Here is a 9,354-nt window from a genome sequence, read left to right as displayed (position 1 = left end):
GCTAAGGCTCAGTACGGCCGGTCGCCCGCGATGGCGACGCGCTCCGCGATCCGGACGTGCGGGTGGTAGTCGTTGACCGCGTAGTGCTGCGTCGCGCGGTTGTCCCAGAACGCCACCGAGTTCGGCCGCCAGCTGAACCGGACCTGGAACTCGGGCGTGTGTGCCTGCAGGAACAGGTACCGCAGCAGCCGGTCGCTCTCGGCGCGGTCGAGTCCGACGATGTGCGTCGTGAACGCCTGGTTGACGAACAGGGTGCGCCGGCCGGTCTCCGGGTGCGTCCGGACCACCGGGTGCTCCACCGGCGGGAAGCGGTCCTGCCACTGCGCGAGGAGCGCAGGATCGGAGAACCGGTCGAAGCCGGGGAGGTAGTCGTGCACCGCGGTGAGCCCGTCGATGCGGGCGCGGACGTCTTCGGGCAGGTTGTCGTAGGCGGCGGCCATGTCGGCCCACATCGTGTCGCCGCCGACCGGCGGCACCTCGATGAGCCGCAGCACCGAGCCGAGGGCGGGGTTGGGGCGCCAGGTGACGTCGACGTGCCAGATGTTCTCGTAACCGGGCATGGCGGCGGTGCGCTCGAAGCGTGTGATGGCGTCGTCGTCACCCTTCGGGATGAACGGGTTGGTCTCCAGCTCACCCCAGTTCGCGGCGAAGGCGCGCTGCTGCGCCGACGTGATCCGCTGGTCGCGGAAGAAGACGACCTTCCACTCGAGCAGGGCGCGGTTCAGCTCTTCGCGCAGCTCAGGGGTCAACGGCTCGGCCAGGTCGACGCCTTCGACCTCGGCGCCGATCACCCGGCCGAGCGGCCGGATCCGGAAGAGCTCGTACGGTTCGCTTTCGACGCGGTGCAGGACGCGCGGGCCTTCGACGATCCCGGCGTCGGGCGTGGCGGCCTCCCGCAGCTGGATCCGGGCAGGCAGATCTACGGACATGGTTGTGCTCCAAGGGTTTTCGGGAAAAGCGGACGCTGGGCCGGCGTCAGGCAGGGGGCGAGCCCAGGCGGCCGCGGCGCAGGAGCAGCTCCACGGTGCCTTCCCCGACCGACCGCTTGGAGGCGCGGCCGAGCCACCGGACGATCAGGCGTTCCGAGGTGGCGGGCATGCGCTCATGGTCACCTTCTTCCCGTCCTGCGGTCAAGCCGTCCACTTGGTGGAACGCGATCAACACCGCAGGTCACCGCGATGCGGGCCGGGCGGGACCATGAGGCAAGATCTTCACGATCGGGTGAGCGCCCTTGACGACGGAGGTCCCCATGCCGGAAGGCAGAGGCTCGCGGATCGACAGTGACATCCCGGGGCTCCGCCCCGGGGCCGGGGGCTTCGCCACCCGGAACCCCCCAAAGCGGCCTGACCAGCTGCGCACGGCGGCTGACCTGCTGGATCAGGCAGCGGCAGCCGACGACAAGGCGGCGGGCCGGTTCGCCGAAGCCCGCGTCGAATCGACGCCGTTCGGCATCTCACCGCAGGCCCGCGAGCTGGCGGCGCGCTGGGCGTCCGCCCTCGCAGCACGCGAAGCGGACGCGCGCATCCTCGGTGATGCGACGTCCGACCTGGCCGGCCGGCTGCGCATGGCGGCCGAGAGCACCCGGAGCACCGGCTTCCGGGGGCGGTTAGCGGTGGCGCCGTGACGCTCGAGCTGTTCGAACACCCGGCGCTGACGTCAGCGGCTGCTTCGCTGGCGTCGCTGCGCGCGGCGGCCGGCCGCATCGGCGCCCCGGACCCGGTCGCGGCGCTCCGGCACCTCGACTGCGCCCCGGCGTCGGTCAGCACGTCCGCGTCGACGGTCGACGCGGGCGCCCTGCTGATGACGTCGGCCCAGGCGGAGTTCCGCGGCGGCGTCGAGCGCGCCGAAACGGGCGGCAGCGCGGAGACGTTCGGCACCTGGGCGGACACAGTGGACGGTCAGTACACGTCAGCGGCCCGGGCGGCCGCGTCGACCGCCGCGCTGGGGGTCCGGATCGCTGCGGAGCTGGACGCGCTGGCTGTTTCGGCGTCCGAAGAGGTGGCCACCATCGCGTCCGGTGTTTCGCCGTCGATCGCGGCGGTGCTTTCGGACGACCGGTCCGCCGAAGTGGTGAGCGCGGTGAGCGCGGCGTGCACTTCGGTGCTGCGGGTGGTTTCGGCGAAGGTGGCGTCGTTGTCTTCGCTGGCCGCGGAACTGGAGCCGTTGACGGCGCCGGCGGTCCAGCTCAGCTGAAGCGTTCGCGCGCCCATTCGTCGAAGCTCCTCGCCGGATGCCCGGTGACGGTGGTGACGTCCAGCGAGACGGGCTCCGGATCGTCGACGAGCGAGGCCCAGTAGGGCAGGGCGCTTTTCGCGAATTCCTCGCCGAGTTGTGTTGTTGCTTCTTCGAGCGGTTGTTCTTCCCATTCCACGGGGATTCCCAGTGCTTTCCCGATGGCCTTCACCTGGTCTTCCTGGCTGATGGCTTCCAGCCCGGTGACGAGGTAGATCTGCTTGGCGTGGTCTTCGGTGAACGCTTTGACCGCCATTTCGGCGACGTCTTTTTCGTGGACGAGGGATCGTTTGGCCTGGCCGTAGGGTGCTCGCACCTTGCCGGTTTTCGCCTGCTCGACCCAGCCGAGCGTGTTGGTGGCGAGGCCGGTGACGCGGAGGAAGGTCCAGTCGCCGGTGACGTGTTCGATGGCCTTCTCGACCTCTCCCCAGACCCCGCCATGTTCCGCGTTCATCGCGGAAAGATAGACGATCTTCTTGCCCCGCATGGGTTTCACGGCGGCTTCGATGCCTTCGGCACTGTAGGACGGCCAGAGGAGGTAGACGGCGTCGACGCCTTCAACAGCCTCGGCGGGATCGGCGATATCGCCGTGAACGACTTCGACGCCGTCGGGCGCTTTGGCGGGGTCACGAACAAGAACCCGAACGTCGACGCCGGCGTCGAGCAGACCGCTGACGACGTGCCGGCCGGTGTTTCCGGTGGCCCCGGTGACAAGAACCTTCATGGTGCGCTCCTCGATCAGCTGGTGCCGACCACGGTCACACTTCAAGTCCCCTTCAAGTCAAGCCGCTACCAAGTACCGTGGGTCGCCTGCCAGCGACCGATCTCGTAGCCGAACAGGTTGATGGACGAGGTTCCGGTCGCACGGAGCCAGGCCAGCCCGGCGTCGAGCATCGCTTCGCAGTTCGGATCACCGAGGTGGTCGGACGTGAGGAGGTCCCAAACGACCCGGGCGCCCCCACGCGACGCCTCCCCACCTGCCGGCAGAACCGTCGCGGCGAGCTCTCTGATGAACAGCGCCGGGTCGGCCTGCGCCGTCGAATGCAGGCTGTAGATCAGTCCCGGCGTGTCGAACGAAGCGGGCGCGTTCGGCGCACGTACCTCGGTCCGCAAGTAACCCACGACCCGGTCGACCATGTCCGCCGGCAGCAGAGAGCCGTTTTGCTTTCGCGTGAAGAAACCCATGTTTTCTCTCCTGGAACCGATTCGAGATGCACGACTCCCTCCGGTTCGCTCTTGCGACTGTTCCTGTTGCGTCGCACCACGCAGGTTCACCCGGACGCACCAACGCCGAACAGCGTGCGTAACAACACCACCTGGACCGCCGACTCCGGGCTGCGTGAAAGGCACCCCGGAGATCCTCCTTCTCACCCATTCCAGGGACGGCTTGAACACGGAGTCGGTACTCACCGAAATTCTGGCGCGAGGCGGGCGGGTCCTGCGGCTCGACGTCGACCTTCTCACCCGCGGCGACCTCACCCTCGGCTTCCGGACCGGGCACGGCTCCGGTCCGCTCGTCACGATCGGATCCGAGGACCTGCGCTCCGTGCGCTCAGTTTGGTTCCGCCGCCCGCACACGTACGACTTCCGGATCAAGGACACCGTGCAGCGGTCGGTTGCCGAGGAAGAGATCCGAGACGTTCTCGACGGCATCTGGGAGACGCTCCGGGACCGGTACTGGATCAGCCCGCCGCAGTCGATCCGGCGTTCCAGGCTGAAGATGCACCAGCTCGCCACCGCGGAGCGCTGCGGCCTCAAGGTCGCCGAGACCCTGGTCACGAACGACCCCGTTCTCGCCCGCGAGTTCTGCGCCCTTGCCCCGAGCGTCTACAAGCCGATCAGCGGATACCACTTCGAGTACGAAGACTCCACGTATACGGCTTTGACCACTCGCGTGACCAGAGAACGGCTCGCAAAGATCGACTTGGTCAGAAATCAACCGGTGATGTTCCAACGCTGGATCCGGAAATCCTTCGAGGTGCGCGCCACCTACGTCGGCGGAAAGTTCTACACCTGCCGCATCTCGGCACCCGGCTTCGAGGAGATCGAGGACTGGCGAAATCCCGAGGTGTTCACCACGCTGAAGTACGAGGTCGACGAGCTTCCCGACGGACTGGCGAAAGCTTCTCGGGAACTGCTCGAGGAGCTGGGACTGGAATACGCCGCAATGGACTTCGCCGTCGACCAGGACGGCGAATACGTCTTCCTCGAGGTCAATCCGGTAGGTCAGTGGCTGTGGATCGAAGAAGAGACCGGTCTGCCGATCTCGCGAGCCCTGGCAAGTCTGCTGATGGAGCGGAGAGGAGGTGATCGAAGGTGAAGATCGAGGAGCCTGAGACTTTCGCGGCACTCTGTGCCACGCACTATCCGGCGACCGATGCCCCGAGCATGGGCAACACACCCACGACGTGCCAGTCGAAGAACGGCTGGCGCACCGACGACCACAAGTAGCCGGAGACCCTCGAGAAACGCCGGACCCCCGGTCAGCTGGGCTGACCGGGGGTCCGGCAGAGCGGTGGCGGTGGGATTTGAACCCACGGACGGGGATTAGCCGTCACACGATTTCGAGTCGTGCTCCTTCGGCCGCTCGGACACGCCACCGCCGAGAACAATACCGGAGCACCTACTTGAGCCTCACGAGGGGTCGCCGGGGCGAGGGGAACGGCGCCTGACCTGGGCCTCCCGGAAGCGGTCGCGCAGGTCGTGGGCCACCTCGGCCACCTGGGCGCGGCGGCGCTGCATGCGGCCCGAAGCCTCCAGGCGCCGGTTGCCCGTCGCCGCTCCGAGCTTGGAGCGTGCGCCGCCGACCGCCTGCTGGACCTTGTCCTTCATAGTCATGTCCACCGGGTACCCAGCGGACCGCGACGGTCAGCGCCGCGTGGCGAAATACGTCTCCAGGATGGCCGCGCACTCCGCCGAAAGGACGCCTCCGTGGACCTCCGGACGGTGGTTCAGCCGGCGGTCGCGGACGACGTCCCACAGCGAGCCGACCGCTCCCGTCTTGGGCTCCCACGCCCCGAACACCAGCCGCGAGATCCGGGCCAGCACCAGCGCGCCCGCGCACATCGTGCACGGCTCCAGCGTCACCGCCAGCGTGCAGCCCTCCAGACGCCAGCCGTCGCCGACCACGCGCGCCGCCGCGCGCAGAGCGAGGACCTCCGCGTGCGCCGTCGGGTCGCCCAGCTCGACCCGCGCGTTGCGGGCCGCCGCGAGGGGCTTGCCGTCGGGGTCGAAGACCACCGCCCCGATCGGCACGTCCGCGCCGGGGGCCCGCGCCGCTTCCAGCGCAGCCTCCACGGCCTCGGTGTCGGACGGGCGTCTCAGAGCTCGTCCAGGAGCTTGGCGAACTCGCTGCCGAACCCGACGCGCTGCGCGATCATCTGCAGCTGCTCGTCCGGGTAGAGGTCGACCTCGCCGACGATGACCTCCAGCTCCGGTCCGGGCAGCCCGAGGTCCGTCAGGATCTCCAGGTCGCCCTCGGGCCAGACGGAGTCGTCCTCTTCGTCCGGCGGGTCGACGCGCAGGACGTCGAGGACGTCCGCCGCGATGTCGTAGTCCAGTGCCGCCGCCGCGTCCGACAGCAGCAACGACGGCCCCCGTGGGCTCGGCCGGACGATCACGAAGAACTCGTCATCGACCGCCAGAAGCCCGAAGGCCGCACCGGTGGAACGTAGTTTGCCCAGTTCAGTGATCGCCGCGTCCAGCTCGGTCAGCGCCCCCGGGTCGAGCGCACTGCACCGCCACCGACCGTCTTCCCGGACCACGGCTACCGCGAAGCCCGTGACCGGCTCATCCACCGCCATGCGCACACCGTATTCCGCTGCCCGACCGAGCGCACGCACGGTGCGCCCGAAGCGCCCCATGGGGCACTATCGGGAGCATGACCGGCCCCACTGACCTGCCCACGCTGCCCGGCACGCCGTTCGACGGCCTCCTCGACGACGCGAGGGCGCTGCAGGACCGCACCGTCGCCCTCCGGCGCGCCGTGCACCGGCACCCGGAACAGGGCCTCCACCTGCCGATCACCCAGGCCGCCATCCGAGAGGCGCTCGACGGCCTGCCGCTGGAGATCACCGAAGGCAAGGCCACGACGTCGCTGACGGCCGTCCTGCGCGGCGCCCGGCCCGGCCCCGCGGTGCTGCTGCGCGGCGACATGGACGCGCTGCCACTGACCGAGGAGACCGGGCTGGACTTCGCGTCCGAGGACGAGACGTCGATGCACGCGTGCGGGCACGACACCCACGTGGCGATGCTCGCGTCCGCGGCCCGGCTGCTCTCGGAGCGCAAGGACCGGCTGGCCGGCTCGGTCGTCTTCATGTTCCAGCCGGGCGAGGAGGGCCACCACGGCGCCCGCTTCATGATCCACGAGGGCGTGCTCGACGCCGCCGGGACGCGGGTCGAGCGCGCGTTCGGCGTGCACATCCTGGCCAACGCCCGCAGCGGGCTGCTGCAGCTGAAGCCCGGCCCGCTGATGGCGTCGGCGGACTCGTTCACCGTGCGCGTCACCGGCAAGGGCGGCCACGGCTCGGCGCCGCAGCACACGATCGACCCGGTGCCGGCGGCCGCGGCGATGGTCGGGGCGCTGCACACGATGATCACGCGGCGGGTCAGCGTGTTCGACCCCGCCGTGCTTTCGGTGACGCGCATCGAGGCCGGCACGACGACGAACATCATCCCGGAGACCGCCGAGCTGCAGGGCACGATCCGCACGCTGTCCGAGGCGACGCGCGCGCTCGTGCGTGACGAGCTGTACAAGGTGTGCGACGCGGTCGGCACGGCGTACGGCTGCCGCGTGGTCGCCGACGTCGAGCCGGGTTACCCGGTGACCGTCAACGACGACCGCGTCGCGGGCGAGGTGCTGCGGCTCGCCGCGAGCGTCCTCGGGGCGGAGAACGTCGAGCTGATGGCCGACCCGCTGATGGGCGCCGAGGACTTTTCCTATGTCCTGCAACGCGTTCCGGGCGCGTACGCGTTCCTCGGCGGCTGCCCGCCCGGCGTCGACCCGGCCGAGGCGGCCGCGAACCACTCCAACCGCGTCCTCTTCGACGAGGACGCGATGCCGACCGGTGTGGCGATGCTCGCCGCCTTCGCGCTGGACTCCCTCCGCTAAGGCCCGGTGCGCGACGGGCCGCCGTCCTCGAGGTGGCCGGTGAAGCGGCGGCGCCACCCCGGCGTCTCGAAAGTGACGTCGTACCAGCCGTTCTTCGCCGGCACCGGGAAGTCGTGCGAACCGCCCGGCGGAAGGGTGACGTCGTTCAGCGTGACCGGCGCCGCGCCGCTGTTGGTCACCGTGACCCGCAGCGCGGGCGTGGGCAGGAACGTGACGGCGGCGTCGAGGCCCACGCCGCCGGACGCCTCCACAAGGAAGCCGTTCGGACCGTGGATCGCGACGTCGTACGTGCCGCTGTGCGCGATTTCGCCCGTCACCGAGCCGCTCGGACCGACGTCGAAGCGTTGTGACGTCCCGCCCGCGTGGTAGGCGTACGCGGCGAACTGCAGCGCCTGCGTGCCGTGGTTGGCCAGGTGCAGCTTCACCGCGGACGGCTCGGCCGAAACCCAGGCGACCGGCTGGTACGGCAGCGGGCGCGCCTTCGCCGTGCCGGGCTCCTGGACCAGCGCGCCCGGCCGCAGCCCGGGCTTCGGCAGGCGTCTCTGCGTGCGGTCGGCTTCGGCGCGCAGCACGTCCGCGTCGGGCAGCAGCGGGATCGACGTGTCGTGGGTGCGGAAGTCGAAACAGCTGGTCAGGTCGCCGCAGAGGGCCCGGCGCCAGGCCGAGATGTTCGGCTCGCGCACCCCGGTCCACGTCTCGAGGAACCGCAGCACCGACGTGTGGTCGAAGACCTGGGAGTTCACCCAGCCACCCCGGCTCCACGGCGAGACGACGGTCATCGGCACCCGCGGCCCCAGCCCGATCGGCGTCGGCGCCCCGGACGGCTTGCCCTGCCACGGCTGGTGCGCGGGCAGGAACTCCCCGGGGGTGCCGGGCGGCGGCGTCGGCGGGAGGACGTGGTCGAAGAAGCCGTCGTTTTCGTCGTAGTTGAGGAAGACGACGGTTGATTCCCACAGTTCCGGCTTGTCCCACAACGCTTTCAGCATCCGCTGGATGTAGGCGGCGCCGTCGACCGGCCGGGCCGCGGGGTGCTCGCAGTAGCCGTACGGCGCCACGACCCACGACACCGCGGGCAGCGTCCCGGCCGCGCAGTCCGCGAGGAACTCGGCCAGCACGTGGTCGAGGTCCTCGCCCTGCCCGGAGTCGGGCTTGAGTTTCTTGCGCAGGTTCGCGCGCTCGGCCAGCCGCCGCTTCACCGGATCCATCGAATACAGCGCGTCGTGGTAGTTCTGGAACAGCCACAACGGGTTGTCGCCGTAGTCGCCGACGAAGTGCTCGGGGACGCCGCGCTCCTCGTCGTTGGCGTAGATCCGCCAGCTGATCCCGGCCGCTTCCAGGCGTTCCGGGTACGTCGTCCAGCGGAACGACGGCTCGTAGTCCGGGAAGTTGTGCGTGACCGGCCCGCCGGCCCGGCCCTCGGGGTCGATCGTGCCGGTCCAGTGGAACAGCCGGTTCGGCTGCGTCGGGCCCTGGATCGAGCAGAAGTAGTGGTCGCACAGGGTGAACGCGCTCGCCAGGGCGTGCTGGAACGGGACGTCGTCGCGCGCGAAGTGCCCCATCGTCATGGGGCTCTTGGCCGTGACCCAGCCGTCGTACGCGCCGTTGTTCCACGCGCGGTGCGTGCTGTTCCAGTCGTGCGGCAGCTCGCCGAGGTCCTGACCGTCCACGACGGACGTGTCGATCCGGAACGGCAGCACGGGTCCGTCACGGCCGCGCTGGCGGAAGACGTCGCGCAGCGCCGCGCGGTCGCCGAAGCCGCGTACGCCGGCCATGGTGCCGTAGTAGTGGTCGAACGACCGGTTCTCCTGCATCAGCACCACGACGTGACGGACGTCGTCGATCGTGCCCGTCCGCGCCGGGACGGCACAGGCCGCGGGCAGCGCGCCGGCCACGGTGACCGCGGCCGCGCCGCCGAGCACCGTGCGTCGCCGGATCCGGCCCATGCCACCTCCTCGTCCCCCTGTCAGCGGGCCTGACAAGGGGTACCTTTTCCGCCGAGAGAGGTGGTGCCC

Annotated in this window: 13 protein-coding genes and 1 tRNA gene; 5 read left to right on the top strand and 9 right to left on the bottom strand. The window is 69.9% G+C overall.

From position 1 onward, the window contains the following. Positions 1-8: 8 nt before the first annotated feature. Complete coding sequence (locus ACZ63E_RS03080) at positions 9-929, bottom strand: TauD/TfdA dioxygenase family protein (protein ID WP_465333866.1); 921 nt, start codon at positions 927-929, stop codon at positions 9-11. Positions 930-975: 46 nt separating this feature from the next. Next, positions 976-1,098 carry a hypothetical protein gene (locus ACZ63E_RS03075; RefSeq protein WP_465333865.1) on the bottom strand — a complete coding sequence of 41 codons (123 nt, stop codon included), beginning with the start codon at positions 1,096-1,098 and terminating at the stop codon, positions 976-978. A 151-nt stretch (positions 1,099-1,249) separates the two neighbouring features. On the opposite strand from ACZ63E_RS03075, the gene ACZ63E_RS03070 reads away from it, so the two are divergent. Both ACZ63E_RS03070 and ACZ63E_RS03065 read left to right on the top strand, forming a co-directional pair. After that, entirely contained in the window at positions 1,250-1,624 is a 375-nt protein-coding gene (locus tag ACZ63E_RS03070; RefSeq protein WP_465333863.1) for a hypothetical protein, read from the top strand. Then, entirely contained in the window at positions 1,621-2,193 is a 573-nt protein-coding gene (locus ACZ63E_RS03065; protein WP_465333861.1) for a hypothetical protein, read from the top strand. Before ACZ63E_RS03070 ends, ACZ63E_RS03065 begins: the two co-directional genes overlap by 4 nt. On the opposite strand, the gene ACZ63E_RS03060 is transcribed toward ACZ63E_RS03065, so the two are convergent. Both ACZ63E_RS03060 and ACZ63E_RS03055 read right to left on the bottom strand, forming a co-directional pair. Further along, positions 2,186-2,956 carry an SDR family oxidoreductase gene (locus ACZ63E_RS03060; protein WP_465333859.1) on the bottom strand — a complete coding sequence of 257 codons (771 nt, stop codon included), beginning with the start codon at positions 2,954-2,956 and terminating at the stop codon, positions 2,186-2,188. The genes ACZ63E_RS03065 and ACZ63E_RS03060 overlap by 8 nt on opposite strands. A gap of 65 nt (positions 2,957-3,021) precedes the next feature. Next, positions 3,022-3,417 carry a hypothetical protein gene (locus tag ACZ63E_RS03055; protein ID WP_465333858.1) on the bottom strand — a complete coding sequence of 132 codons (396 nt, stop codon included), beginning with the start codon at positions 3,415-3,417 and terminating at the stop codon, positions 3,022-3,024. A gap of 154 nt (positions 3,418-3,571) precedes the next feature. On the opposite strand from ACZ63E_RS03055, the gene ACZ63E_RS03050 reads away from it, so the two are divergent. Together ACZ63E_RS03050 and ACZ63E_RS03045 are read left to right on the top strand one after the other, a co-directional pair. Beyond that, positions 3,572-4,552, top strand: coding sequence for an MvdC/MvdD family ATP grasp protein (locus ACZ63E_RS03050; protein WP_465333856.1), 981 nt, complete (start codon positions 3,572-3,574; stop codon positions 4,550-4,552). Next, the gene (locus ACZ63E_RS03045) at positions 4,549-4,683 is read left to right on the top strand and encodes a hypothetical protein (protein ID WP_465313054.1); all 135 of its coding nucleotides are present in this window, start codon (positions 4,549-4,551) and stop codon (positions 4,681-4,683) included. Before ACZ63E_RS03050 ends, ACZ63E_RS03045 begins: the two co-directional genes overlap by 4 nt. A 62-nt stretch (positions 4,684-4,745) precedes the next feature. On the opposite strand, the gene ACZ63E_RS03040 is transcribed toward ACZ63E_RS03045, so the two are convergent. The 4 genes from ACZ63E_RS03040 to ACZ63E_RS03025 all read right to left on the bottom strand — a co-directional run bounded on the left by ACZ63E_RS03040 (position 4,746) and on the right by ACZ63E_RS03025 (position 6,035). Continuing rightward, positions 4,746-4,833: transfer RNA gene (locus ACZ63E_RS03040), tRNA-Ser, on the bottom strand. A 33-nt stretch (positions 4,834-4,866) separates the two neighbouring features. Then, complete coding sequence (locus tag ACZ63E_RS03035; RefSeq protein WP_465313053.1) at positions 4,867-5,070, bottom strand: CsbD family protein; 204 nt, start codon at positions 5,068-5,070, stop codon at positions 4,867-4,869. Between the two features lie 30 nt (positions 5,071-5,100). Beyond that, positions 5,101-5,529, bottom strand: a complete 429-nt coding sequence (locus tag ACZ63E_RS03030) for a nucleoside deaminase (protein WP_465333854.1) — start codon at positions 5,527-5,529, stop codon at positions 5,101-5,103. Positions 5,530-5,552: 23 nt separating this feature from the next. Then, positions 5,553-6,035: a tRNA adenosine deaminase-associated protein gene (locus tag ACZ63E_RS03025; protein WP_465313051.1), complete on the bottom strand. Its 483-nt coding sequence runs from the start codon at positions 6,033-6,035 to the stop codon at positions 5,553-5,555. 77 nt (positions 6,036-6,112) lie between these two features. On the opposite strand from ACZ63E_RS03025, the gene ACZ63E_RS03020 reads away from it, so the two are divergent. After that, positions 6,113-7,342 (top strand): M20 metallopeptidase family protein, encoded by a 1,230-nt coding sequence (locus ACZ63E_RS03020; protein ID WP_465333853.1) that lies wholly within the window; start codon positions 6,113-6,115, stop codon positions 7,340-7,342. Here ACZ63E_RS03020 and ACZ63E_RS03015 read toward each other — a convergent pair. Beyond that, complete coding sequence (locus ACZ63E_RS03015; RefSeq protein ID WP_465333851.1) at positions 7,339-9,285, bottom strand: phosphocholine-specific phospholipase C; 1,947 nt, start codon at positions 9,283-9,285, stop codon at positions 7,339-7,341. The genes ACZ63E_RS03020 and ACZ63E_RS03015 overlap by 4 nt on opposite strands. Positions 9,286-9,354 lie beyond the last annotated feature (69 nt).

Source organism: Amycolatopsis sp. NPDC104819 (assembly GCF_055583145.1).
Note: the sequence above shows the minus strand (reverse complement) of the source record. Positions and strands in the feature narration are given on the sequence as shown.